The following is a 24487-nucleotide window of genomic DNA, read 5'->3' as shown; positions in this document are numbered from 1 at the left end:
GCCCGTCCCGTCCGGTCGCGCCGGCGGGCGAGGTGTCACCGTCTGCCGGGCGGGGACAGCGTGATCAGCACGGTCCCCGCCTCGACCTGGTCGCCGGGCCGCACCAGGACCTCGGCGACGACGCCGTCGGTGGGAGCGCTGACCGCCGACTCCATCTTCATCGCTTCCAGGGCCATCAGCTTCTGGCCGGCCCGCACCGGGTCGCCGGGGCGCACCGCGACCTGCCAGACGCTCGCGGGGAACTCGGCCTCGACGGCGCTGCCACCGTCCGGAACGGTGGCCTCGGCCACCGGCGGCGCCGGGGCGTCCGCCTGTTCGGCGCGCGCGAACTCGCCCGCGGCCGCCCAGGCGGCCCGCTCGTGTGCGAACGCCGCGGCCTGGCGCCGGCCGAACTCGGCGATGGAGTCCGCGTTGTCCGCGAGGAACCGCTGGTGCTCGGCGAGGGCGAACTCACCCTCCTCCATGCGCAGTTCCAGCCGCCCGGCGGCCATGTCGGCCCGCAGGTCCAGGAGTTCCTCGGCGCTGACGGGGTGCCACTTGATCCGGTCGAAGAAACGCAGCAGCCACGGCCGCGGGGACGGCCGCCAACTCGACCACACTTGTACGGTGCGTCCCACGAACTGGTAGCCGCCGGGCCCCTCCATGCCGTAGATGCACAGGTAGGCACCGCCGATGCCGACCGAGTTCTCGGCGGTCCAGGTCCGGGCCGGGTTGTACTTCGTCGTGACCAGCCGGTGCCGGGGGTCCAGCGGGGTGGCGACCGGGGCGCCGAGGTAGACGTCCCCGAGCCCCAGCACCAGGTACTCGGCGTCGAAAACGGTCCGGTACACGTCGTCCACCGAGTCCAGACCGTTGATCCGGCGAATGAACTCGATGTTCCACGGGCACCAGGGGGCGTCGTCCCGCACCCCTGCCATGTACCGGGCGATGGCTTCGCGGGTCGCCGGGTCGTCCCAGGACAGGGGCAGGTGGACGGTGCGACTCGGCACGACCAGCTCGCCGGTGGGCGGCAGCTCCTGCTCCGCCTCCCGGACGAGACCGAGCAGCTTGGCCGTCGGGAGCCTGTCCGGATCGACGTGCACCTGCAACGACCGGATCCCCGGGGTGAGGTCCACGACACCGTCGAGGCGCTCGGCCGCCAGTCGTTCCGCCAGCGCGTGCACCCGCATCCGCAGCGCCAGGTCGAGTTGCATCGGCCCGTATTCGACGAGCAGGTTGTCGTCACCGCTGCGCCGGTAGGTGACCGAGGGCCGGGTGTCGGTCTCCGGCAGCCGGCCGAGCACCCCGCCGTCGCACAGCACCGGACGGGACGCCTGCGGCCGGCTTGCCGGCTTGCGGCGCAGGACGGCCGCGGCGTCCTCGGTCACCGGCACGAACCGGACGGTGTCGCCCGGTCGCAACTGGCCCAGCTTCCAGCGCTGCCCGGTGACGACGGTCACCGGGCACACGAAGCCGCCCAGCGACGGTCCGTCCGGGCCGAGGAGCACCGGCATGTCTCCGGTGTAGTCCACCGCACCCACGGCATACGGGGTGTCGTGGATGTTCGACGGGTGCAGACCTGCCTCGCCACCGTCCTGCCGCGCCCACCGGGGCTTCGGACCGACCAGCCGCACCCCGGTGCGCGCCGAATTGAAGTGCACCTTCCACGGGGCGGCATAGAAGTCGCGCACGTCGTCCTCGGTGAAGAACTCCGGCGCCGCGTGCGGCCCTTCAACGGCTGCGACCAGCCATTCGCGGTCGAAGACCGGGCGCCGCCCGACCGGTACGGGTGCACCGCCGGTGACGGTCCCGCCGTGCAGCACGTCCCCGGCGCGCAACGCCCGGCCGCCATGACCGCCGAACCGGCCCAGCGTGAAGGTGGCGGCGCTGCCCAGGAAGCCGGGGATGTCCAGACCGCCGCCCGCGAACAGCACATAGGTGCGCAGACCCGGTCCCTGCGGCGCCGACACCTCCAGCACGCCGCCCGCCGCCACGGTGACCGGTTCCCACTGCGGCACCGGCCGGGCGTCCACGGTGACGGCGGTCGGGGCGCCGGTCACGCACACCGTTGTGGGGTGCGTGAAGCGCAGCGCGGGGCCGTGCAGGGTGCACTCCAGGCCCGGGGCGCCCTCGTCGTTGCCCAGCGCCTCGTTGCCGAGCCGGAAGGACAGGTCGTCCATCGGGCCGCACGGCGGCACACCGACGTGCCACAGCCCGGTGCGTCCGGGCCAGTCCTGCACGGTGGTCAGCGTTCCGGGCCGGACCACCTCGATGCGCGGCGTCGGGTCGGTCAGCGTGTCCAGGGACCCGGTGGTGTGGCACGCTTCCCGGAGGTCCGGTGCCGCGACGGCGGCCCGCAGCAGCCCCAGGTTGGTCTCGATGCCGTCGATCCGGGTGGCGTCCAGGGCCCGGGCCAGCTTCTCCAGCGCCTGTCCCCGGTTCTCTGCGTGGGCGACGACCTTGGCCAGCAGGGGATCGTAGGCGGTGGTGACCTCCGTACCGCTCTCCACCCAGGCGTCCACCCGGACGCCCTCGGGCCAGGCGACGTTCGTCAGCAACCCGGCGCTCGGCCGGTGGCCGCGGCTCGGGTCCTCGGCGTAGATCCGCGCCTCGACGGCGTGGCCCCGAGGCGTGCCGGCGTCCAGGGCGAGGTCCTCACCGCGCGCCAGCCGCAGCATCCATGCGACCAGGTCGACTCCGTACGTCTGCTCGGTGACCGGGTGTTCCACCTGCAGGCGGGTGTTGACCTCCAGGAAGTACGCCTCGCCGCGCATGGTGTCGTAGACGTACTCGACCGTGCCCGCCGACCGGTACGCGACCGAGGCGCACAGCGCCCGTGCGCTGCTCGCCAGCTGTTCGCGCAGGCCGTCCGGCAGCCCGGGTGCGGGCGCCTCCTCCAGCACCTTCTGGTTGCGGCGCTGGAGCGAGCAGTCCCGGTCCCCGAGGGTGACGACACGGCCGTGCCCGTCGCCGAAGACCTGGACCTCGACGTGGCGGGCGCGCTCCACGAGCCGCTCGAGGAACACGCCGGCGGTCGAGAAGGACGCGGACGCGACCCGATGGACCTGCTCCCAGGCGTCGGTGAGCTCGGCGGGGGAGTGGCAGGCCCGCATGCCGATGCCGCCGCCTCCGCCGGTCGCCTTCAGCATCACCGGATAGCCGAGCCGGTCGGCGGCCTCGAGGGCGGCGGGCAGGTCGTCGAGCAGTCCGGTGCCCGGCAGCAACGGCACCCCTGCGGCCTCGGCAGCCGACCGAGCGGTGTGCTTGGTGCCGAACAGGTCCAACTGCTGCGGTGTCGGCCCGACGAAGACCAGACCGGCGGCCTCGCAACGCCGCGCGAACCCGGCGTCCTCGGACAGGAAGCCGTACCCGGGATGGACTGCTCCCGCGCCGGTGCTGCGGGCGGCCCGGAGCACCGCCTCCACATCCAGGTAGCTGGCTTTGGCGGGGGCGGGCCCGAGCCGGACGGCCTCGTCGGCGAGCCGGACGTGCGGGGCCGCGCGGTCGGGATCGGAGTGGACGGCGACGGTGCGCAGGCCCAGACGGCGGGCGGTGCGGATGATCCGAGCCGCGATCTCGCCCCGGTTGGCGACGAGCAGGGTGTCGAAGGCGCCGGGCGTCATGCGATCGTCATCTCGACGGGCGTCGGGTCGAACCCGTTGCAGGGGTTGTTGATCTGCGGGCAGTTGGAGACGAGGACCAGCACGTCCGTCTCGGCGCGCAGCACGACCTTCAGGCCGGGTGCCGAGATGCCGTCCACGATGCCGAGCGTTCCGTCCGCCTCCACGGGGACGTTCATGTACCAGTTGACGTTGCTCACCAGATCTCGCTTGCCCAGGCCGTACTTGGCGCCCTCGGCGAGGAAGTTGTCCACGCAGGCGTGCTGCGACCAGGTGTGGTGGCCGTAGCGCAGGGTGTTGGACTCCTTGGAGCAGGCGCCGCCGACCGTGTCGTGCCGGCCGCACGTGTCCTCCACCACGGTCATCAGCGGGGTGTGTTCGCACGACAGCAGCACGCTGCCGCGGGTGAGGAAGATGTTGCCCTGGGCGTGGACGGTGTCCGGCGCGCTGTAGCGCACGGAGGTGTCGTGGGCGTCGTAGACGAGGAAGTCCACGGCCTGATTGCCGCGAAGGTCGGTGATGGTCAGGTGACGGCCCTTCGCCACGATCGCGGACCAGGGCGCGCGGGCGGGAACGACGGTGCTGGTCATGCGATCCCCCGGGCGACGAGGTGGTCGGCGGTGTTCAGGAAGGCGCGGCGGCCCTCGAGGGAGGCGTCCCACAGGGGATCACCGGGAGCGGTGGGGCGCCCTCGCCAGGCGAGGATCTCCAGAGTGCTGCAGACGTAGGCCTCGCGCGGGTCCAGGGGGTGCGGCACATTGGCGATCAGCACCGTCAGCGGCTGCTCCGCGCGGAGCACCACGGACGCGCCGGGGCCGGCCGAGCCGGTGAACTCCAGCTTCCCGTCGGCGGCCACCCTGACGCCCTGGAAGAAGGAGAGGGACGGTGGCAGGTCGCGTGGCTGGAGGCCGTTCTTCAGCGCCGCGAGCTTCAGCAGCTCCCGCCCGGCGGGGGAGGGGCCCTGGGGGGAACCGTCGCCGTAGCGGGCGGTGTTGCGCACCGCGGTGGAGGTGCCGCACAACGCGTCGTGGCGGCCGCTGGTGTCGTCCACCACGGACGCGAGCACCCGGCCCTGGTCCGACAGGAGCAGGTGGCCCTCGCCCGGATAGGCGTTCCACAACACCTTGACCGTGTCGGCGGTGTTGAGCCGTTCCCACGGCCGGTCGGCGACGTGGAGCAGAACGTGGGCGCACGCGTCGCCGGCCCGGTCGGTCAACCGCAGCTGCGTGCCCCGGGCGAGCACCTTGTGGGTGTAGTTGCCGCCGGCCACGGTTTCCGCCCACACCAGGCTCTGCGGCGCGACGCCTTCCGGCAGCCGTCCCGGCCAGTCGGCGGCCGGGAGCACCGGCATGGTGTCCACCTGTGTGCCCGCCTGCGCACGGGCGTGGTCCCGGGCTCCGTGCGTCGTCCCTGTCGACACGGCGCTCACCTCCCTTAATTTCTGTCGTGCGACAGAAATTAAGGTGCGCCGGCTTCCGGCCGATTGCCCGCCGGTTTCACCCGAGTTACCGAGGTCTCACCGGGCGAGGGCAAACCCGTGTGTGTGGGACGATCGTCAGGTGAGCACAACGGGACGACGAGTGGGGCGGCCGCGCGCGGCGGGGCGGAGCGACAGCGGACTCTCCGCTCGCGAAGAGCTCCTCGAGGCGGCTGCCGAGCTGTTCACGACGCTCGGCTACGCCGCGACGACGACCCGTGCGGTGGCGGAGCGGGCGGGCATGCGGCAGGCATCCATGTACCACTACTTCGCCGGCAAGGAAGACCTCCTCGCCACGCTGCTGGAAGGCACCGTCCGGCCCTCGCTGGAGCTGGCCCACCAGCTCACCGCACGCGACGACGTGCCCGCGGAGGCCCGGCTGTGGGCGCTGTGCCGGGCGGACGTCGCCCTGTTGTGCGGAGGCCGCCACAACCTGGGTGCCCTCTACCTCCTCCCGGAGGTCTCCGCCGAGCGCTTCGCGGATTTCCGGGCCGTGCGCGACGAATTGAGGGCCGCCTATCGCGGGCTGCTCGCCGACACGGAGCCTGGCGGCGCACTTCCTCCCGCCGAACTCGACATCCGCGCCGAACTGCTCTTCGGGCTCATCGAGGGAGTCATCCTGGTACGCCGTGAAGCGCCGCACCGGGAGGTGGCGGCGATCGCCGCCGCCACCGCCGATGCGGCGCTTCGGATGGCGGGGTGCCCGGAGCACGTGCTCCCCAAGCTCGGCCGCGAGGGTGAAGCCCTCCTCGCCCCGTGACCGGTGGTCCCGTGCCGTTGGCGCCCCTGCACCGCCAGGTCAGACCTCGACGGGTTCCTCGACCGGATCCGATGCCCGCGCCTTGCCCGCGACCGGAGAACGACGGCGATACCACCGGTAGGCCGCGCCGAGCACGACGGTCGCACCGAGGAACAGCAGGGTGAACCACTGGAAGTACCAGTGCCCGCCCGCCGGGTCGTAGACGGCGGCCCGCGGCCAGGACAGATTCACGGTCATCAGCACCCCGTACACCACGGCGAGGACATTGACCGGCACGCCCCAACGGCCCAGTGAGAACAGGGGACGCCCCGTCTCGTCGCAGCCGTCGTCCCCGGCAGGACCGCCGCGCAACCGGCGGTACAGCTGCGGACCGGTGACCATGGCGTAAGCGAGGTAGAGCATCGCGATGCACGTCGTACCGATCGCCAGGAAGGCGTCCGGCGAGACGAAGTTCAGCAGGCACAGCGCAGCCGATGCGCACCCCACGACCAGGACCGGACCGGCCGGCATACCGGTGCGCGGAGAAACCTTCGCCAGCCGCCGGGAGAAGGGGATCGAGCCGTCCCGCGCCATGGAGAACAGCATCCGGGACCCGGCGGTCTGGATCGCCAGCGTCGCCACCGCGATCGCCACCGCCACGTCCGCCAGCAGCACCTTGCCGACACCGCTGCCCAGGCTGCTGGTGAGGACGTAGCTCAGTCCCTCGCCCGCCAGCCGGCCGTTGGTCATGCTCGGCGCGGCGACCAAGCCGCCCAGCAGCAGCAGGCCACCCAGCACGCCCGCGGAGGCGAGGGCGGTCAGGACCGTCCGAGGCGCCGTCCGGCGCGGCAGGCGGGTCTCCTCACTCATCTCCCCGGCGCTGTCGAAACCGATCAGGACATAGGCAGCGGTGAAGGAGCCCACCAGGAGCGCCCCGATCGCGCCGCCCTGCCCCCCGGTGTGCAGGGTGACCCCGGGTCCGCGCTCCGCGTGGGTGAACAGCAGCAGGATGATCAGGCACGCGCCGATGATCTCGGCTGTCACGCCGATCCGGTTGATCGCCGACATGATGCGGTTGTCCAGCACATTCACCGCGGTGGTGAGCCCGAGCAGGAGCACACCCAGCAGCGCGGCGTTGGCCGCCCCGCTCGAGGTGACGGGTGAGGGGTCTGTGCCGACCAGCTGGAACCCGGACCAGATGGCGGGCAGCACGACCTGGAGCGCGAGTGCCGCGGCCGCCACGACGACGATCTGGCCGATCACCATGATCCACCCTGCGAACCAGCCGAAGGCGGGTGTGCTCAGCCGGGTCGACCACTGGTAGATGGCTCCCGAGAGGGGGTAACGGGCGGCGAGTTCCGCGAAGCACGCCGCCACCAGCAACTGGCCGAGGAGCACGGCGGGCCAGGTCCAGAAGAAGGCGGCGCCGCCGAAGGCGTACCCGAAGGCGAAGAACTGGAAGACGGTGGTCAGCACGGAGATGAAGGAGAAGCCGGCGGCGAAGGACGCGTACCGGCCCATGCTGCGGTGGAGCTCCTGCCGATAGCCGAACGCTGCGAGCTCGGTGGCCTCCGCGGGCGCCGGAGGGGCGGGGGACGAGGGTGGTTCTGAGGGTGCGGTCGCGGTCATGGCGGACCCCTGTCGCTGGATTCCTGTCGATTGACAGAAATTAGGAGCGACCCGTTTCGGTCACGTCACGCGTCCGTGTCGGACCCGCGGCGAACATCTCACTCCCGCATCCGCGCAGCCCCGCTACGGGCCGGGCCCTGACCGGGCCTGCCTGTCGGGCGTTGCGACCGGGTCCGGTGGAGCCGGATGATCAGTGCATGCCGATCTTCACCGCCGCCGACGGAACCCGACTCGCCTACCACCTCCGTGGCGAGGGAGCGCCCCTCGCCGTCATACCCGGCGGCCCCATGCGCGCCTCCGCCTACCTCGGTGACCTGGGCGGACTCACCGCGCACCGACGGCTGGCCCTGCTCGACCTGCGGGGCACCGGTGACTCCGGCCGGCCGGCCGACCCGGCGACGTACCGCTGCGACCGCCTCGTGGACGACGTCGAGGTGTGGCGGGATCACATGGGTCTGGAGCACATGGATCTACTCGCCCACTCCGCCGGCGCCTGCCTCGCGACCCTCTACGCCGCCCGCCACCCGGACCGGGTCCGCCGGCTGCTGCTCATCACCCCGAACCCCTCGGCCCTCGGTCTGCGCACGACGCCCGAGGACAGGCTGGCCGCGGCACGGCTGCGGGCCGGCGAGCCGTGGTTCGCCGAGGCCTTCCCCGCGTTCGAGGCCTGGCTGGCCGGGGAGGCCGGCTTCGACGAGGTCTTCGTGCCGTTCTTCTACGGCCGCTGGGACGACGCCGCACGCGCCCACGACGCCGCCGCCGAGGAGGAGACCAACGACGAGGCGGGCGACCGCTACTTCGCCGGGGGCGCCTTCACCCCGGAGGCCACCCGGGCCGCCCTCGCCGCCCTGACCGCCCCGGTCCTCGTCCACGCGGGCGAACTCGACGGCGGCCCCCGCCCCGACCTCGCCCGGCGCGCCGCCGCGGCCTTCCCGCACGCCGAGGTCACCGTGCAGCCCGGCGCCGGCCACTACCCGTGGCTCGACGACCCGGAGCACTTCGTACGCCGCACGCGGGCCTTCCTGGACGGGTGAGGACGGGCCGGCCCGGACCGGTGGGTCGCGGCGCCTACCGGTCCGCCGCGACCGCCACCTCCCGCGCCCACCGGTAGTCCGCCTTGCCGCTCGGGGACCGCCGGATGGACTGCGCGATCACCAGCTGACGGGGGACCTTGTACCCGGCCAGCCGGGTGCGGCAGTGCTCCTGGATGTCGGTCAGCGAGGGTCGGCGGGCTCCCGCGCGCAACTGCACCACCGCCGCCACGTGGTTGCCCCACGTGGCGTCCGGCACTCCGGCGACCAGCGCGTCGTACACGTCCGGATGGGCCTTGAGCGCCTGCTCGACCTCCTCCGGGTACACCTTCTCGCCCCCGGTGTTGATGCACTGCGAGCCCCGGCCGAGGACGGTGACGACTCCCTCCTCGTCCACCGTCGCCATGTCGCCGAGCAGCACCCAGCGCCGCCCGTCCTTCTCGAAGAACGTCTCCGCCGTCTTCCGCGGGTCGTTGTAGTAGCCGAGCGGGACGTGCCCGCACTGGGCCACCCGGCCGACTTCGCCCGGGGCGACCGGCTCGTGCGTCACCGGATCGACCACCTTGGTGCGGGAGTTGACCCGGATGCGGAAGCCGCGCTCGGGCCCGGAGTCCTGCGTCGCCGTGCCGTTGAAGCCGGACTCGGAGGAGCCGAAGTTGTTCAGCAGCATGGCGTTCGGCACCAGCTCCCGGAACTGCCGGCGCACCGTCTCCGACATGATCGCGCCCGAGGAGGAGACGCTGAACAGCGCCGAGCAGTCCGTGCCCTTCAGCGGCCCGGCGAGCGCGTCGATCAACGGCCGGAGCATCGCGTCGCCGACCAGCGACACGCTCGTGACCCGCTCCCGCTCGATCGTGCGCAGCACCTCCTCCGGCACGAACTTGCGGTGCAGGACGACGCGTTGACCGAAGTGGAAGCCGATGAACGCGGTGAGCGTCGAGGTGCCGTGCATCAGCGGGGGAGTGGGGAAGAAGGTGATCCCCGACCCGCCCGCGGCCACCCGCTCGGCCAGCTCCTCCGGCTTCTTCACCGGCTCGCCCGTGGGCGCCCCGCCGCCCAGCCCGGCGAAGAACAGGTCCTCCTGGCGCCACATCACCCCCTTGGGCATGCCGGTCGTCCCGCCGGTGTAGATGATGAACTGGTCGTCCCCCGACCGGGCCGGGAAGCCCCGCCCGGGCGCCCCGGACGCCTCCGCCTCGGAGAACGGCACCGCGCCCGGCACACCGGCCGTCCCCGTCCCCACCCGCAGCAGATGCCGCAGCTTCGGCGCACGCGGCAGCGCCGCCGCCACCCGCTCCCCGAACTCCGCGTCGAAGACCAGCGCGACCAGATCCGCGTCCCGGTAGAGGTAGACCAACTCATCTTCCACATAGCGGTAGTTGACGTTGACCGGGACGATCCGCGCCTTCAGGCAGCCGAGCACCGTCTGCAGGTACTCGACCCCGTTGTACAGATGCAGGCCCAGGTGCTCCCCGGGCCGGATGCCGCTGTCGATCAGATGGTGGGCGATGCGGTTCGCGGCCGCGTCCAGCTCCGCGTAGGTCAGGCGGCGCTCCGCGCCGGTGCCGGGGTGGTCGAGGTACACGAGCGCCTCGCGGTCCGGGACCACGTCGACGACCGACTCGAACAGATCGGCAAGGTTGTACTCCACCGCTCCTCCTGACCCCGGGCACCGCTCCCTGGCATCTGTCGGTTCGCCGGTCATCAGAGCAAAGGCCGCCCCAACTGTGAAGGGTCTGCACCAGAAAATCTGACTGTCTGTCAGAAAACTCTTGAAGTGCCTCCCCGCCTCCTGCAACCTGTTCTCGTTCTGACCGAGGGGAGATGGCCCATGGGTGGGACGGAACACCTCACCGTGCGACGCGAAGGCGCCACACTGGTGCTCACGCTCAACAGGCCCGACGCCAGGAACGCGCTCTCGCTCCCGATGCTCGTCGGCCTGTACGACGGCTGGATCGAGGCCGACGAGGACGACGAGGTCCGCTCGATCGTCCTCACCGGAGCCGGGGGCGCCTTCTGCGCCGGCATGGACCTCAAGGCCCTGGCCGGCGGCGGCATGCAGGGGCAGCACCACCGGGACCGGCTCAAGGCCGACCCGGACCTGCACTGGAAGGCCATGCTGCGCCACCACCGCCCCCGCAAACCGGTGATCGCCGCCGTCGAGGGCCACTGCGTCGCCGGCGGCACCGAAATCCTCCAGGGCACCGACATCCGCGTCGCCGGCGAGTCCGCCACCTTCGGGCTGTACGAGGTCCGGCGCGGCCTGTTCCCGATCGGCGGCTCCACGGTCCGGCTGCAGCGCCAGATCCCGCGCACCCACGCCCTGGAGATGCTGCTCACCGGACGCCCGTACACCGCCCGCGAGGCCGCCGCCATCGGGCTGATCGGGCACGTCGTCCCCGACGGGACCGCGCTCGCCGCGGCCCTGGAGATCGCCGAGCGGATCAACGCCTGCGGACCGCTCGCCGTCGAGGCCGTCAAGGCGTCGGTGTACGAGACCGCCGAGATGACCGAGACCGACGGCCTCGCTGCCGAACTCGCCCGCGGATGGCCGATCTTCGACACCGCCGACGCCAAGGAGGGCGCCCGCGCCTTCGCGGAGAAGCGGCCCCCCGTCTACAAGCGCGCGTAGCGCTCCGCCGGAGGTGCGGTTCGGACACCGCGGGCCGTGCGTGGCTGGTCGCGCAGATCCCCGCGCCCCGTGGGCGCGACCTCACCGACCTTCCCGAAGGAGGCACGTTCCCGATGCCCGAAGTCCTCACAGCACCCCTCGTCGTCGAGTTCCCCTTCACCCGCTCCCTCGGCCCCGTCCAGAGCGCCTTCCTCACCGGCCTGCGCGAACGCGTCGTCCTCGGGGTGAGGACCGCCGACGGCCGCATCCTCGTCCCGCCCGTCGAGTACGACCCCGACACCGCCGAGGAGATCCGCGACCTCGTGCCCGTGGCCTCCACCGGTACGGTCACCACCTGGGCCTGGAACCACGAACCCCGCCGCGGCCAGCCCCTCACCACCCCCTTCGCCTGGGCCCTGGTCCGGCTCGACGGCGCCGACACCGCGCTGCTGCACGCCCTCGACGCCCCCGGCCCCGACGCCGTGCGCACGGGCATGCGGGTGCGCATCCGCTGGGCCGGGGAACGCACCGGCGCCATCACCGACATCGCCTGCTTCGAGCCGTACGACGGCGACGACACCGTGGTCGCCGTTCACGCGGGTGACTTCGAGGACCCGCTCACCGGCATCGTCGCCCCCGCCCGGCTCGACTACACCTACTCGCCCGGCCGCGCCCAGACCGCCTACATCAACGCCCTCTCCGAGCGGCGCACCGTCGGCGAACGCTGCCCCTCCTGCCGCAAGGTGTACGTCCCGCCGAGGGGTGCGTGCCCCACATGTGGCGTCGCCACATCCGAACAGGTCGAGGTGGGGCCCCGGGGCACAGTGACCACCTTCTGCATCGTCAACATCAAGGCGAAGAACCTGGACATCGAGGTCCCGTACGTCTACGCCCACATCGCCCTCGACGGCGCCGACCTCGCCCTGCACGCCCGCATCGGCGGCATCCCCTACGACCAGGTGCGCATGGGCCTGCGTGTCGAACCGGTGTGGACGGACGGCGCCCGCTACCCCGACCACTACCGCCCCACCGGCGAACCCGACGCGGACTACGAGACGTACAAGGAGCTGCTGTGACCCGCGAGGAACCCCCCGGCACCCGGGACATCGCCGTCGTCGCCTTCGCCCAGACCGACCACCGGCGCTCCACCGAGGAGTCCTCCGAGGTCGAGATGCTCATGCCGGTGCTGCACGAGGTGCTGCACCGGACCGGGCTGAAGACCGCGGACATCGGCTTCACCTGCTCCGGCTCCAGCGACTACCTCGCCGGCCGCGCCTTCTCCTTCACCCTGGCCCTCGACGGCGTCGGCGCCTGGCCGCCGATCTCCGAGTCGCACGTCGAGATGGACGGCGCCTGGGCGCTGTACGAGGCGTGGACCAAGCTGCTCACCGGCGACGCCGACACCGCCCTCGTCTACTCCTACGGCAAGTGCTCGCCCGGCTCGGTCCGGGACGTGCTGACCCGGCAGCTCGACCCGTACTACCTCGCCCCCCTGTGGCCCGACTCCGTGGCCCTCGCGGCGCTCCAGGCGCAGGCGCTGATCGACGCCGGGGACACCGACGAGCCCGCGCTCGCCGCCGTCGGCGCCCGCAGCCGGGCCGACGCCGCCGCCAACCCGCACGCCCAGCTCCGGGGCGAGGCGCCGCCCGGCGAGTACGTCGTACGGCCGCTGCGCACCGGCGACTGCCCGCCCGTCGGCGACGGCGCCGCCGCCGTGGTCCTCGCCGCCGGAGAGCGGGCCCGCGAGCTGTGCGCGCGGCCCGCCTGGATCCGGGGCATCGACCACCGCATCGAGGCCCACGGCCTCGGGGTGCGCGACCTCACCGACTCGCCGTCCGCCCGGCTGGCCGCCGAGAAGGCCGGCGCGTTCGAACGGCCGGTCGACACCGCCGAGTTGCACGCGCCGTTCAGCTCCCAGGAGGTGGTGCTGCGCAAGGCCCTCCGGCTCGGCGACGGCGTGCGCGTCAACCCCTCCGGCGGCGCCCTCGCCGCCAACCCCGTCATGGCCGCCGGACTCGTCCGCATCGGCGAGGCCGCCGCCCGCATCCACCGCGGGGAGTCCGACCGGGCCCTCGCCCACGCCACCTCCGGCCCCTGCCTCCAGCAGAACCTGGTCGCCGTACTCGAAGGGGATCCCCGATGAGCAAGGAGCCCGTGGCCGTCGTCGGCGTCGGCCAGACCAAGCACGTGGCCGCCCGCCGGGACGTCTCGATCGCCGGACTCGTCCGTGAGGCCGCCCTGCGCGCCCTCGAGGACGCGGAGCTGACCTGGGCCGACATCGACGCCGTCGTCATCGGCAAGGCGCCCGACTTCTTCGAGGGCGTCATGATGCCCGAGCTGTACCTCGCCGACGCGCTGGGCGCCGTGGGCAAGCCCATGCTGCGGGTGCACACCGCCGGCTCGGTCGGCGGCTCCACCGCCCTCGTCGCCGCGAACCTGGTCGCGGCCCGCGTCCACCCCACCGTGCTCACCCTCGCCTTCGAGAAGCAGTCCGAGTCCAACGCCATGTGGGGGCTGTCCCTGCCCATCCCCTTCCAGCAGCCGCTGCTCGCCGGGGCGGGCGGCTTCTTCGCGCCGCACGTGCGCGCGTACATGCGGCGCAGCGGCGCCCCCGACACGGTCGGTTCCCTCGTCGCCTACAAGGACCGGCGCAACGCGCTGAAGAACCCCTTCGCCCACCTCCACGAGCACGACATCACCCTGGAGAAGGTCCAGGCCTCGCCCATGCTGTGGGACCCCATCCGCTACTCCGAGACCTGCCCGTCCTCCGACGGCGCCTGCGCGATGGTGCTGACGGACCGGGCCGGCGCGGCCCGGGCGCCGCGGCCGCCGGCCTGGATGCTCGGCGGCGCCATGCGCAGTGAGCCGACCCTCTTCGCCGGAAAGGACTTCGTCTCCCCGCAGGCCGGCAAGGACTGCGCCGCCGACGTGTACCGGCAGGCGGGCATCGCCGACCCGCGCCGGGACATCGACGCCGTCGAGATGTACGTGCCGTTCTCCTGGTACGAGCCCATGTGGCTGGAGAACCTCGGCTTCGCCGCGGAGGGCGAGGGCTGGAAGCTCACCGAGTCCGGGGTGACCGAACTGGAGGGCGACCTGCCCGTCAACATGTCCGGTGGGGTGCTGTCCACCAATCCCATCGGCGCCTCCGGCATGATCCGCTTCGCCGAGGCCGCCCTCCAGGTGCGCGGGCTGGCCGGAGAACACCAGGTGGACGGCGCCCGCAAGGTGCTCGGACACGCCTACGGCGGCGGCTCCCAGTTCTTCTCCATGTGGCTCGTGGGAGCTGAGCCCCCCGACGCGTGAAGGCGTCCGGAAAGTCCTCCTCACGTGGCCTGTCGGCGGTAGGAACCGGTCGCTAGGCTGGCCGCGGACGACGAACCGGGAGGAGCACGGACGTGGCCGAGACCATCACCCAGCACAAGCCGCTCGCGGGCTGGGACAAGCCGGAGCTGGATCTCAGCAAGGCCGAGTGGCAGTCCAGCAGCCGAGGTCTGGGGGATGTCCAGATCGCCTTTGTCGAGGGCTTCATCGCGATGCGCAACAGCGACCGCCCGGAGAGCCCGTCCCTGATCTTCACACCCGCGGAGTGGGGCGCGTTCGTCTCCGGGGCGCGGGAAGGGGAGTTCGACCTCACCTGAGCGATTCCGGGCGGGAGCCGAACCGGGGGTGTTCCGCGCGGAAATCCGGACACGCGATCAGCAGCGCCCGGCAGGGGCCTTGGCCTGAGCCAGGCTGGCCCCAGCAAGGGGAAGGTCGCGTTCCGGAGGTGAGCAACGATGAGCAGTGCGCCGGTCATCGCCGCGGTCGACGGGTCCGAGGACAGCCTGCGCGCCCTGGACTGGGCTCTGGACGCCGCCCGCCGCCGCGCGGCACCGCTGAGGGTGGTGCACGTACGGCAGTACGCCGCCTGGGGGCAGGCCGACGTCCTGGTCGCCGGCCCCCCGGACGCCGAGGGCGACCCTGTGCTCGACGAGGTGCGCGCCCGGCTGCGAGACGACGCGGACGGCCCGGCCGTGGAGTACGTGGCGCTGGAAGGGGTGCCGGGGGCGGTACTGCCCGAACTCGGCGCGGACGCCCAGCTGTTGGTGCTCGGCTCACGCGGCCGGGGCGGCTTCGCGAGCCTGCTGCTCGGGTCCAACGGGCTGGCCGCCGCGCGGGACGCCGAGTGCCCCGTGGTGGTGGTGCCCCGGCCCGGCCGCGAGGTGCACGGCCAGGGGCCGGCCGAGCCCGGACCCCGGGTGGTCGTCGGCCTGCACGCCGACAGTCCCGACGAGGCCGTCCTCCACTTCGCCTTCGCCGAGGCCGCCGGGCGCGGGGCCCGCCTGGAGGCGATCTCCGCCTACCCGTGGCCGGTGCAGACCTGGTCCGCGCCCGGCCAGCTGGTGCCGCCCCCGGTCGACCAGGACGCCGTCGAGCGGGAGACCCGCGTCCTCGCCGAGGGCTTCCTCGCCCCGCACCGCGAGCGCCACCCGGGTGTCCGCACCGACGTCCGCGTCCTGCCCGGCGACGCGGCCGGCCACCTCGTCGCCGCCTCGCGGGACGCCAAGCTGCTCGTCGTCGGCCGCCACCGCCGCCGCCTCCTCGCCCCGGCCCGCATGATGGGCTCGGTCACCCACGCGGCCCTGCTCCACGCGGCGAGCCCGATCGCGGTGGTACCCCCGGCCCCACCGGAGGAGTGAGGGGCGCTTAGCGGCGAGCAGCGGTCCGGTGCGGGGGCGCCCCTCGCGCCGCCCGATGCACCGCCGCACGGTGATGCAGCGGCGTCCGCCTCCGACCGGTGGGCGCCTCGCCCGGCGGCGAGGGCGCGCCGAGGGGGGTGCCCCGGGGAGGGGTGAGCGTCCCGCGGGAACCATCCGCCCGCATGGGTGACCCCCGCCCGATGGACGAGCCCGCGAGGACCAGACGCCCGCGACGATCCACGTCCCGCGAGGGGCCGGCGTCCCGCGAGGGGTCGGCGCCCGGTGAGGGGTCGGCGTCCGGCGAGGGTTGAGCGTCCCGCGGGGACCAGCCGTCCGCATGGGTGACGCCCGCCCGAGGGGCGAGCCCGCGAGGACCAGACGCCCGCGACGATCCACGTCCCGCGAGGGGTCGGCGCCCGGTGAGGGGTCGGCGTCCGGCGAGGGTTGAGCGTCCCGCGGGGACCAGCCGTCCGCATGGGGGACGCCCGCCCGATGGGCGAGCCCGCGAGGACCAGACGCCCGCGAGAACCGGACGCCCGTGAGGGGCCGCTGGCCGCCACGATCCGTCGCCCAGGAGGGCCGGCGTCCCGCGAGGGTGCGGGGGTGGGGGAGCGTGCGGGAGGCGTGGGTGGCCCTCGGGGACGGGGTGGGCGCCTGGGCGATGTCGTTTCGTGTCGGGGCCGGTGTGCGCAACGACTCTTCTGTGGTCCGCAGAGGGCGTCCGGGCGTCGGTGGAGGGGTGGGGGCACGTACCATGGCCGCATGTCGTTCCTCCGCCGCCGCAGCGCCACCCCCGCCGGACCCGACTTCGACGTGCTGGCCATGGACCCGGGTGACTGGCCGGGCAACCTCGGCGCGGGCCTGCTGCCCGCCCCCGACGGCACCTGCCAGGGCGTCTTCCTGCGCTACGACCTGTTCGGCGGTCGCGGCCCCGCCATGATCATCGGCAACCTCCCCGAGGGTTCCCCGGCCCGGGACGTTCCCGAGGGCGAGATCCCCTTCGAGGTGGGCCAGCTGCTGCTCGCGCTGGAGAACGACGAGGAGGTCACCGTCGTCGGCGTCGAGGACACCCCCGTCCTGCAGGGCGACAACCTGCTGATCGTGCGCCGCCTGAAGCTCTCGGAGAGCCGGATCTCCTGCGTCCAGTTCGACCGCAGCGACGGCGTCCTCGTGACCATCGCCGCCTGGGACCGTCCCATCACCGACGACCTGTACGCCCTGCTGAAGCCGCTCCCGGCGGAGCTTTTCCAGCAGGGCTGACGACGGCCGCAAACACGCCCTAGCGGCCCACCGGCACCTCCAGGCGGACGTCCGCTGCGCGCACGAACGCCACCCGGTGGCCGTACTGGATCTCGTAGTACAGGTCCTTGCCGATCACGACCCGGTGCGAGTCGGTGGTGAAGGTGACCGCGTAGTAGTACTCGCCGGGCATCACGTCACCGACCACGTACCGCTGCCCGGCCGGGATCGTGTACGGCAGCGGCACCACCGACTGCGCGGGCACCCCCGCCGGGTACGCCTCCTTCTCCGGGTACGCCCTGCCGTACACCGGGACACTCGCGAGACCGTCCCTCGGGGTGACGACGAGACCGGACGCCGGCACCGCCGTGTGCTGCGTGGGCGGGTTGCGGAACCAGGCCTTCTGGCCGAGGTACCAGATCGCCGTCCAGTCGCCCCAGCGGTCCGCGACCGCGTACTGCTGCCCGGTGGAGACCCGGGAGGACAGATCGTTGACCCCGTCGGTCGGCGCGGTGCCCAGCCCGATGTCCTTGATCAGCGGCGCGTTCTCGTCATGGTCGGAGTACAGCCGCACCTCGCTCGAGCCGTGCGCCGGACACGGCAGGCCCTTGGCGGTGCAGCCCGTGTACACCGGCTGGTTCGCGGCGTACTGCGGCAGGATCGTCACCAGGCCCGCGTGCGGCCCGCCGGTGCGCCGGAAGGGCTGGCCCAGCAGCTCGAAGTAGTGCCGCCAGTCCCAGTACGGCCCCGGGTCGGTGTGCATGCCGGGGACGGTCGAGGTGGTCGGGCCGGGCACGTTGTCGTGGCCCAGGATGTGCTGCCGGTCCAGCGGGATGCCGTACCGGTGCGCCAGGTACCGCACCAGCCGGGCCGAGGAGCGGTACATCGCCTCCGTGTACCAGGCGTCCGGCGCCGCGAGGAAACCCTCGTGCTCGATGCCGACCGACCGGGCGTTGACGTCCCAGTTGCCCGCGTGCCAGGCGACGTCCTTCGCCTTGACGTGCTGGGCGATCAGACCGTCGGTGGAGCGGATGGTGTAGTTCCAGGACACGTAGGTCGGGTCCTGGATCAGCTTCATGACCCCGTCCCAGGCGCCCTCGGTGTCATGGATGACGATGTACTTGATGTCCTGCGACACCGGGCGGTCGCCGAGGTCGTGGTTGCCGTAGTCGTCGTTGCCGAACTGGGCGTAGGGCGCCGGGATCCACTCGCAGGACACCGACCGCGGGCACTCCACGTCGTCCGCCGGGACCGTGCGCAGACCGGTCCGCTTCAGCTGGGCGGTGTCGGCGGCCAGCCGCGGCTGGCCGGCCAGGGACACCAGCTGGCCGTCGTCCGTGGTGCGCGCCTCGCCGGTGCGCAGGACGTCGTAGACGTCGTTCGCGTACGCAGCCGCGGTCGCCGTGTCGTCCGCGCCGGAGAAGCGGGCCACCGCGCCGTACCAGGCGGCCGGGTCGCTGCTGAGCGGCTCGCCCAGGTCCTTCTGCGCGGCGGCGAGCAGCGCGGCACCGCCCGCGACGTTGGCCGCCGGGTCGGTGCGCAGGTCGGCCGCCGGGATGCCGGTCAGCTCGGCGGCCCTGGGCAGGGTCTTCAGGCGGGCCGGGAGCACGGAGTCCGCCGGCACCGTGATGCCGGGGTGCAGGGCGGGGCGGGCGCTGTCGCCGCGCGCGTCCTCGGTGCCCTCGGCGAAGTGCTCGGCGGTGGCGAGCGCGGTGTGCGCGTCGGTCAGATGCATGGGGCCGTAGCCGCCCGACACGCTGGGCGCCCCGGCGTGGGAGTCCCAGCGGGACTGCAGGTAGGAGACGCCGAGCAGGACACTCTGCGGCACGTGGTACTCGGCGGCCGCGGCGGCGAAGGCGTGCTGCAGCCGGCCGGCCGAGGACTCGGGAGCACTGTGCGCCGGGGCCGCGCCGAGCAGCGGCAGCAGCAGGGCGGCGGAGGCGAGCGTGCCCGCGGTCCGTCTGCGCTGTCTGTGGCCGGGCGTGGACGTGGGGTCGGTGGCGGATCCTCGCAATGCGGCCTCCTGTGACGGGCGGGCGTGGCGGGGCGCGCGGCGCCGGGCTGGGTCAGTGGTACCGGCTGGCCGACGATCCGTCAATGATGCCTCCACGGAGGCGATTTCCCATGTCACGAAGGGGTTCGGCGAGTTTCGGAACGGCGATGCACGGGCCTGCGGGGCGTCAGTGGCATACACCAGTGGCCCCGGGTGCGCACACGAGGATCCGCGGTGCGCCGCCGCTCTGGGCGCACCGCGGATCCGTCGTCCCCGTCAGCGAGTGCCGACCGCCGCGCGCACGGCCCGCCGGGCCAGCTGGCAGTCGTCGTGCAGCCGCCTGAGCAGCAGCCGCTGTTCCTCGCCGGACGGCGCAGCACCCGGGTGGGCCGTGCCCGGTGCCGCCGGGGCCGTGTCCTGCATCGACCGCTGTACGGCCGTCTCGTACGTCCGGATCTCCCGGGTCAGCAGCAGCATCAGGTTCACCAGGAAGGCGTCCCGGGAGGCCGGGCCCGCCGACTGGGCGATCTGGCTGATCTGCCGCCGGGCCACCGGCGCGTCCCCGAGCACCAGCCACAGCGTCGCCAGGTCGTACCCCGGCAGATACCAGCCCGCGTGCTCCCAGTCCACCAGCACTGGACCGGCCGGTGAGAGCAGGATGTTCGAGAGCAGGGCGTCGCCGTGGCAGAACTGGCCCATCCCCTGCCGGCCCGCCGCGTGGGCGATGCCGTGCAGCAGCTTCTGCAGGTCGCCCAGGTCCCGGTCGGTCAGCAGGCCCAGCTCGTGATACCGCGAGATGCGCGCCGCGTAGTCCAGGGGGGCGTCGAAGGTGCCTGCCGGGGGACGCCAGGCGTTCAGCCGGCAGATCGCGCCGAGCCCGGCCCGAATGTCCGGCCGGGGCGGGGCCTCGACCGGATGCCGCTGCAGCGCCGCCACGCGGCCCGGCATCCGCTCGATCACCAGGGTGCAGTTGTCCGGGTCCGCTGCGATCAGTCTCGGCACGCGCACCGGCGGGCGGTGCCGGACGAACGAGCGGTATGCGGCTATTTCGTGCCGGATCCGCTCCGCCCAGGCGGGCGACTGGTCCAGCAGACACTTGGCCACGGCCGTGCTGCGTCCCGTCGTCCCGACCAGGAGGACGGACCGGCCGCTGCGGCGCAGCACCTGCACCGGAGCGAACTCCGGACAGATGCGGTGCACCGACGCGAGCGCGGTGCGCAACTGCGCTCCCTGGGGACCCGAGAGGTCGAGCCTCCCGCTGAGCGGCTGGGACCCGGGCTGTCCCGGGACCCGCCGCGGCCGGCCCGCGCCGAGCACGGGGGCGGCCGGCCGCGCCGCCGGGTCGAGGTACGGTCCGCCGCCCGCCGGGCGGGGACGCAGTGGCCGGGGCGGAGCGGACACGGAGGACGATGCTGCGTACATGGGAGATACAGATCCCTTCGTGTGCCTGCGGTGCCTGCCTGTAAGTCCATGTGGCGAGCGCACGCGCTCCGGCGTGCGGCTCGTTCGTGGCTGCGCCCACCCGGCCCGGCCGCCCGGGCACACCCTGGGGAGTGTGCCCGTCATATGCCGTCACACGAGAGTGGCGACCGGGTCGGGGTGGCGCGTTCCTACTCGACACCCGATGCCCAGTGGCACACCATCTGGCGCACCCTGGCGAACCCTGGCGAATACTCGCTCGGCAACCTCCACCGGGCTACTGTCAACTCAGCCGAGAACCTGGGGGCTTGACGTGAGCGGACAACCCAACACCCGCCTCGCGGACCTGTTCGGCCTGGCCGGCTGGTCCAAGGGCGAACTCGCGAGGCTGGTCAACAAGCAGGCGGCGGCCATGGGCCACCCCCAGCTGTCGACCGACACCTCGCGGGTGCGGCGGTGGATCGACATGGGAGAGATCCCGCGCGATCCCGTGCCGCGGGTGCTGGCGGCCCTGTTCACCGAGCGTCTCGGCCGTGTCGTGACCATCGAGGACCTCGGTCTGGTCCGGCACGGGCGCTCGGGGAAACGGCAGGGCGACGGGAATGCGGAACATCCCGACGGCGTGCCGTGGGCGCCCGAACGGACGGCCGCGGTCCTCACCGAATTCACGGGAATGGACCTCATGCTCAACCGACGCGGCTTGGTGGGCGCGGGTGCCGCGCTCGCCGCGGGATCCACACTCAGCAGCGCCATGTACGACTGGCTGCACACCGACCCCACCCTGAGGGCCGACGCCCCCGTTCTCGACGACCCCCTGCACGCCGACCCCGCCGGGTTCGACCGCTATGAGGCCGCCCCCATCGGGTCGCAGGAGATCGAGGAACTGGAGCGTTCGGTCGAGGTGTTCCGCGCCTGGGACGCCGCCCGTGGCGGCGGGCTCCAGCGCAAGGCGGTCGTGGGCCAGCTCAACGAGGTGGGCGGCATGCTCGCCTACCACCATCCACCCCATCTGCAGCGGCGCCTGTGGGGCGTCGCCGCCAACCTCGCCGTCCTCGCCGGCTGGATGTCCCACGACGTCGGCCTGGAGCCCACGGCCCAGAAGTACTTCGTCATCGCCGCCCATGCCGCCCGGGAGGGCGGTGACCGGCCGCGCGCCGGCGAGGCCCTGTCCCGGGCGGCCCGTCAGATGGTCCACCTCGGCCGGCCCGACGACGCGCTGGACCTGATGAAGCTCGCCCAGTCCGGCGCGGGGGAGCGGCTGCAGCCGCGTACGAAGGCCATGTTCCACACCATCGAGGCCTGGGCGCAGGCGTCCATGGGCAAGGGCCAGGCGATGCGCCGCACCCTCGGCCAGGCGGAGGACCTCTTCGTCTCCGACCGGCAGGACACGGAACCGCCGGACTGGATGCAGACCTTCAAGGACGAGGATCTGTACGGCATGCAGGCCCTCGCCTACCGCACCCTCGCGGAGTCCGACCCGAGCGCGGCCCCGCACGCCCAGCACTACGCGGAGAAGGCGCTGGCCCTGCGGGTCGACGGGCGGGAGCGGTCGAAGATCTTCGACCATCTCTCCATGGCCTCGGCCTGCTTCATCGCCGACGACCCCGAGCAGGCCGACCGCTATGCACGCCTGGCCCTGATGTCGATGGGCTCCAACTCCTCCCGCCGCACCTGGGACCGGCTGCGGCAGATGTACCGACTCACGGCCGAGTACGCGGGATACCCGAAGATCCACGAACTGCGGGAGGAGATCCGGCTCGCCCTGCCGCAGCCGAAGGGCAAGAGCGAAGGCAGCGCACCGGCCTAGCCGGCCTGTGCGCCGTGTTCCTCAGTACGCGGGCCCGCCGTCCGGCGCGCTCACCGGTGGACCCGCTCAGGCGGTGACCCTGGCGACGAGCGCACAGGCGTCGTCCTCGCGGTCCCCTCCGCCGCACTCCTCCACGACCGTGCGCACACAGTCCTGCGCGCTGCGTGCCGCGCGGAAGCGCGGGGCGAGGCCGAGCAGGCGGTCCATGGCGTCCACCCCGCTCTGCCCGGACACCAGTCCGTCGGTGTACAGCAGCAGGAGGTCGCCGGGTTCCAGGGTCACTTCGGCCTGCCCGTAGGTGGCGCCCGTGGTGGCGCCGAGCAGGACGCCGTCCGGCGCGCTCAGCGGCCGCCCCGTCCCGTCGCGGTACAGCAGCGGGGCGGGGTGGCCGGCCTGCGCCCACACCAGGGTGCGGGACTCGGGCCGGTAGTGACAGCACACGGCGCTGCCGAGGGCGGGCTGCACGGTGGCGTCGAGTAACTGGTTCAGCAGGCCGAGCAGATGGCCGGGCTCGGCGCCGGTCATCGCCATGCCGCGTACGGCACCCAGCAGCATCGCCATGCCGGAGGTGACGGCGACGCCGTGCCCGGTGAGGTCGCCGACGCTCAGCAGGGTCGTTCCGTCGGACAGCTCCAGCGCGTCGTACCAGTCGCCGCCGATCAGTGTGTGCGTCGCGGCCGGGAGCCGGTGGGCGGCGAGGTCGAGGGTCGCGGGGCCCTGATGCGGGAGCCGCAGGGTGCCGCGCCATGGCGGCAGCACGGCTTCCTGCAGCTCGACCGCGAGCCGCTGCTCGGTCTGCGCCCGGCTGAGGTGACGCTGCAGCGAGTCACGGGTCTCGCGCACCGTCCGCCGGTGCCGGCGCAGTTCGCTGACGTCCCGCAGCACCGCCCACATCGAGGCGGTGCTGCCGTCGGCGCCGAGCACGGGCTCGCCCATCATGTGCACGGTCCGCTCGGAGCCGTCGGGCCGCACGACGCGGAACTCCCCGTCGATGGGCCGCGCGTCGACCAGACAGTCCGTGACCATCGCGGTCAGCTTCGGCCGGTCCTCCGTGGCGACCAGGGTGGGCAGCTCGTCCAGGGTGAGCGCGGGGGCGGCCGGGTCGAGGCCCAGGATCCGGTACAGCTCCCCGGACCAACTGGCCTCGTCCGTGAGCAGGTTCCACTCCGCGCTGCCGACCCGGCTGAGCAGCGAGCCGCGTGCGGGGCCGGGCGGGGCGGGGCGGACGACCGCGGTGTCGGGGGACTCCGCCGGGGCGGGGTCGGGGCCGTCCCTGAGCTGCGCCAAGTGCGCGTCCAGGTCGTCGAGTTGATGCAGGGCGAGGTCGTACAGCGCCCGCTGCCAGCGTTCCTCGGGGTCTGGACCGTCGCTCCGCGCGTCCCGCCGCACGGCGTCCACATCGCCCTTGAGCCGCCGCGTCTGCGTTATCAGGGCCTCGACCGAGCCGCGCCCGGGCGGCTGGGCGGCTGAGCGGTCCGCGGAGACTGGGGACGGCATGACGCACTCCGAAGGGGGACGATACGGCCAGGGAGGACGGAGGGACCGTTACGACTGTTGCACAGCCGGCGACGCCCTGTAAGGGATTTGGCAACACACGATACGGTGGTGCTTCCGGCATATGCCAGAGTCTTCCCGGCGTGCTCCGAGGGTATGGACCGCCTACGCGGGAGCGGGTCCAAGTCGTAGCGGGCTTACGGGATTTGACGGAGGTGGAGGGCCGTCGGCGGCGCGCTCAGCCGGGTGTTCGACGCTCTGATGTTCCATCATGACGCCGACCGTTCGATGTGCGCCAACTCTGACCGGAATTGGGGTCCTGGAAACGGCCTCTGCGGACTCCTTAATGGCATGGACATCCTCATCGAGCAGCCCGCGCCCGCCCGACTCGTCACCGCCGAGGATCAGGAGATCCCGGTGTCGGCCACCCTGCGTTACACGGCCGACGATCCACTCGCCGTCTTCGTCGACTTTCCGCCCGAGGCCACGCTGTCGGGCGACGAGGTCACCTGGACCTTCGCCCGCTCCCTGCTGGACCAGGGCCTGCGCGCGCCGGCGGGCCACGGCGACGTGCAGATCTGGCCGTACGGCCGCACGCGCACGGTGGTGGAGTTCCACTCGCCGTGCGGGCTGGCCCTGATCCAGTTCCCGACCTCGGCGCTGCGCCGCTTCCTGCTGCACACCTACGCGGTCGTGCCGGCCGGGCAGGAGGACGTCGCCGCCGTCGTGGAGCGGGGGCTGAGCGCGCTGTTCGGCGGAGTGTGAGC

The 24487-nt window shown here is 73.0% G+C and carries 19 protein-coding genes; 11 read left to right on the top strand and 8 right to left on the bottom strand.

What is annotated here, in order from left to right; translation table 11 throughout:
* Nucleotides 1-35: 35 nt before the first annotated feature.
* Genes uca through ACZ404_RS10190 form a run of 3 tightly spaced genes read right to left on the bottom strand, consistent with a single transcriptional unit; the run spans nt 36 to nt 5019 of the window.
* Nucleotides 36-3602: an urea carboxylase gene (gene uca / locus ACZ404_RS10200; RefSeq protein WP_468437912.1), complete on the bottom strand. Its 3567-nt coding sequence runs from the start codon at nt 3600-3602 to the stop codon at nt 36-38.
* Nucleotides 3599-4189 (bottom strand): urea amidolyase associated protein UAAP2, encoded by a 591-nt coding sequence (locus tag ACZ404_RS10195; RefSeq protein WP_468437910.1) that lies wholly within the window; start codon nt 4187-4189, stop codon nt 3599-3601. The genes uca and ACZ404_RS10195 overlap by 4 nt, the downstream gene beginning before the upstream one ends.
* Nucleotides 4186-5019: an urea amidolyase associated protein UAAP1 gene (locus ACZ404_RS10190; RefSeq protein WP_468437908.1), complete on the bottom strand. Its 834-nt coding sequence runs from the start codon at nt 5017-5019 to the stop codon at nt 4186-4188. The genes ACZ404_RS10195 and ACZ404_RS10190 overlap by 4 nt, the downstream gene beginning before the upstream one ends.
* Nucleotides 5020-5158: 139 nt before the next feature.
* On the opposite strand from ACZ404_RS10190, the gene ACZ404_RS10185 reads away from it, so the two are divergent.
* Nucleotides 5159-5836 carry a TetR/AcrR family transcriptional regulator gene (locus ACZ404_RS10185; protein ID WP_468437906.1) on the top strand — a complete coding sequence of 226 codons (678 nt, stop codon included), beginning with the start codon at nt 5159-5161 and terminating at the stop codon, nt 5834-5836.
* Nucleotides 5837-5875: 39 nt separating this feature from the next.
* On the opposite strand, the gene ACZ404_RS10180 is transcribed toward ACZ404_RS10185, so the two are convergent.
* Nucleotides 5876-7444: an amino acid permease gene (locus ACZ404_RS10180; RefSeq protein ID WP_468437904.1), complete on the bottom strand. Its 1569-nt coding sequence runs from the start codon at nt 7442-7444 to the stop codon at nt 5876-5878.
* Between the two features lie 197 nt (nt 7445-7641).
* Between ACZ404_RS10180 and ACZ404_RS10175 the strand changes: the two genes are divergently transcribed.
* Nucleotides 7642-8478 (top strand): alpha/beta fold hydrolase, encoded by an 837-nt coding sequence (locus tag ACZ404_RS10175; protein ID WP_468437902.1) that lies wholly within the window; start codon nt 7642-7644, stop codon nt 8476-8478.
* 34 nt (nt 8479-8512) lie between these two features.
* Here the strand turns inward: ACZ404_RS10175 and ACZ404_RS10170 are convergent, their stop codons facing one another.
* The gene (locus ACZ404_RS10170; protein WP_468437900.1) at nt 8513-10126 is read right to left on the bottom strand and encodes an acyl-CoA synthetase; all 1614 of its coding nucleotides are present in this window, start codon (nt 10124-10126) and stop codon (nt 8513-8515) included.
* 180 nt (nt 10127-10306) lie between these two features.
* Here ACZ404_RS10170 and ACZ404_RS10165 point away from each other — a divergent pair, with 180 nt between their 5' ends.
* The 7 genes from ACZ404_RS10165 to ACZ404_RS10135 all read left to right on the top strand — a co-directional run bounded on the left by ACZ404_RS10165 (nt 10307) and on the right by ACZ404_RS10135 (nt 17028).
* Nucleotides 10307-11107, top strand: a complete 801-nt coding sequence (locus ACZ404_RS10165; protein ID WP_468437899.1) for a crotonase/enoyl-CoA hydratase family protein — start codon at nt 10307-10309, stop codon at nt 11105-11107.
* Between the two features lie 113 nt (nt 11108-11220).
* Nucleotides 11221-12162 carry a Zn-ribbon domain-containing OB-fold protein gene (locus ACZ404_RS10160; RefSeq protein WP_468437897.1) on the top strand — a complete coding sequence of 314 codons (942 nt, stop codon included), beginning with the start codon at nt 11221-11223 and terminating at the stop codon, nt 12160-12162.
* The gene (locus ACZ404_RS10155) at nt 12159-13229 is read left to right on the top strand and encodes a thiolase domain-containing protein (RefSeq protein WP_468437895.1); all 1071 of its coding nucleotides are present in this window, start codon (nt 12159-12161) and stop codon (nt 13227-13229) included. Before ACZ404_RS10160 ends, ACZ404_RS10155 begins: the two co-directional genes overlap by 4 nt.
* The gene (locus tag ACZ404_RS10150) at nt 13226-14392 is read left to right on the top strand and encodes a thiolase domain-containing protein (protein ID WP_468437893.1); all 1167 of its coding nucleotides are present in this window, start codon (nt 13226-13228) and stop codon (nt 14390-14392) included. The genes ACZ404_RS10155 and ACZ404_RS10150 overlap by 4 nt, the downstream gene beginning before the upstream one ends.
* A gap of 92 nt (nt 14393-14484) precedes the next feature.
* On the top strand, nt 14485-14727 hold the full coding sequence (locus ACZ404_RS10145) for a DUF397 domain-containing protein (protein WP_468437891.1): 243 nt from the start codon (nt 14485-14487) through the stop codon (nt 14725-14727).
* A 138-nt stretch (nt 14728-14865) separates the two neighbouring features.
* Nucleotides 14866-15768: a universal stress protein gene (locus ACZ404_RS10140; protein ID WP_468437889.1), complete on the top strand. Its 903-nt coding sequence runs from the start codon at nt 14866-14868 to the stop codon at nt 15766-15768.
* Nucleotides 15769-16530: 762 nt separating this feature from the next.
* Nucleotides 16531-17028 (top strand): hypothetical protein, encoded by a 498-nt coding sequence (locus ACZ404_RS10135; protein WP_468437888.1) that lies wholly within the window; start codon nt 16531-16533, stop codon nt 17026-17028.
* Nucleotides 17029-17047: 19 nt separating this feature from the next.
* Here ACZ404_RS10135 and ACZ404_RS10130 read toward each other — a convergent pair whose 3' ends face one another.
* Both ACZ404_RS10130 and ACZ404_RS10125 read right to left on the bottom strand, forming a co-directional pair.
* Nucleotides 17048-19021 carry an N-acetylmuramoyl-L-alanine amidase gene (locus ACZ404_RS10130; protein ID WP_468437886.1) on the bottom strand — a complete coding sequence of 658 codons (1974 nt, stop codon included), beginning with the start codon at nt 19019-19021 and terminating at the stop codon, nt 17048-17050.
* Between the two features lie 255 nt (nt 19022-19276).
* Complete coding sequence (locus ACZ404_RS10125) at nt 19277-20422, bottom strand: aminoglycoside phosphotransferase family protein (protein ID WP_468437884.1); 1146 nt, start codon at nt 20420-20422, stop codon at nt 19277-19279.
* Between the two features lie 310 nt (nt 20423-20732).
* On the opposite strand from ACZ404_RS10125, the gene ACZ404_RS10120 reads away from it, so the two are divergent.
* A complete protein-coding gene (locus tag ACZ404_RS10120) occupies nt 20733-22226 on the top strand; it encodes a DNA-binding protein NsdB (RefSeq protein ID WP_468437882.1) in 1494 nt (497 codons plus the stop codon).
* Between the two features lie 66 nt (nt 22227-22292).
* On the opposite strand, the gene ACZ404_RS10115 is transcribed toward ACZ404_RS10120, so the two are convergent.
* Nucleotides 22293-23723: a PP2C family protein-serine/threonine phosphatase gene (locus ACZ404_RS10115; RefSeq protein WP_468437880.1), complete on the bottom strand. Its 1431-nt coding sequence runs from the start codon at nt 23721-23723 to the stop codon at nt 22293-22295.
* 348 nt (nt 23724-24071) lie between these two features.
* Between ACZ404_RS10115 and ssgD the strand changes: the two genes are divergently transcribed.
* Nucleotides 24072-24485: a spore wall synthesis regulator SsgD gene (ssgD, locus tag ACZ404_RS10110; protein WP_468437878.1), complete on the top strand. Its 414-nt coding sequence runs from the start codon at nt 24072-24074 to the stop codon at nt 24483-24485.
* Nucleotides 24486-24487 lie beyond the last annotated feature (2 nt).

Source organism: Streptomyces sp. NPDC030798 (assembly GCF_055572275.1).
Note: the sequence above shows the minus strand (reverse complement) of the source record. Positions and strands in the feature narration are given on the sequence as shown.

Coding starts and splice junctions, on each gene's coding strand:
- uca (WP_468437912.1), bottom strand. CDS start 3,602: ATGACGCCCGGCGCCTTCGACACCCTGCTCGTCGCCAACCGGGGCGAG.
- ACZ404_RS10195 (WP_468437910.1), bottom strand. CDS start 4,189: ATGACCAGCACCGTCGTTCCCGCCCGCGCGCCCTGGTCCGCGATCGTG.
- ACZ404_RS10180 (WP_468437904.1), bottom strand. CDS start 7,444: ATGACCGCGACCGCACCCTCAGAACCACCCTCGTCCCCCGCCCCTCCG.
- ACZ404_RS10175 (WP_468437902.1), top strand. CDS start 7,642: ATGCCGATCTTCACCGCCGCCGACGGAACCCGACTCGCCTACCACCTC.
- ACZ404_RS10165 (WP_468437899.1), top strand. CDS start 10,307: ATGGGTGGGACGGAACACCTCACCGTGCGACGCGAAGGCGCCACACTG.
- ACZ404_RS10160 (WP_468437897.1), top strand. CDS start 11,221: ATGCCCGAAGTCCTCACAGCACCCCTCGTCGTCGAGTTCCCCTTCACC.
- ACZ404_RS10150 (WP_468437893.1), top strand. CDS start 13,226: ATGAGCAAGGAGCCCGTGGCCGTCGTCGGCGTCGGCCAGACCAAGCAC.
- ACZ404_RS10140 (WP_468437889.1), top strand. CDS start 14,866: ATGAGCAGTGCGCCGGTCATCGCCGCGGTCGACGGGTCCGAGGACAGC.
- ACZ404_RS10135 (WP_468437888.1), top strand. CDS start 16,531: ATGTCGTTCCTCCGCCGCCGCAGCGCCACCCCCGCCGGACCCGACTTC.
- ACZ404_RS10125 (WP_468437884.1), bottom strand. CDS start 20,422: ATGTACGCAGCATCGTCCTCCGTGTCCGCTCCGCCCCGGCCACTGCGT.
- ACZ404_RS10115 (WP_468437880.1), bottom strand. CDS start 23,723: ATGCCGTCCCCAGTCTCCGCGGACCGCTCAGCCGCCCAGCCGCCCGGG.
- ssgD (WP_468437878.1), top strand. CDS start 24,072: ATGGACATCCTCATCGAGCAGCCCGCGCCCGCCCGACTCGTCACCGCC.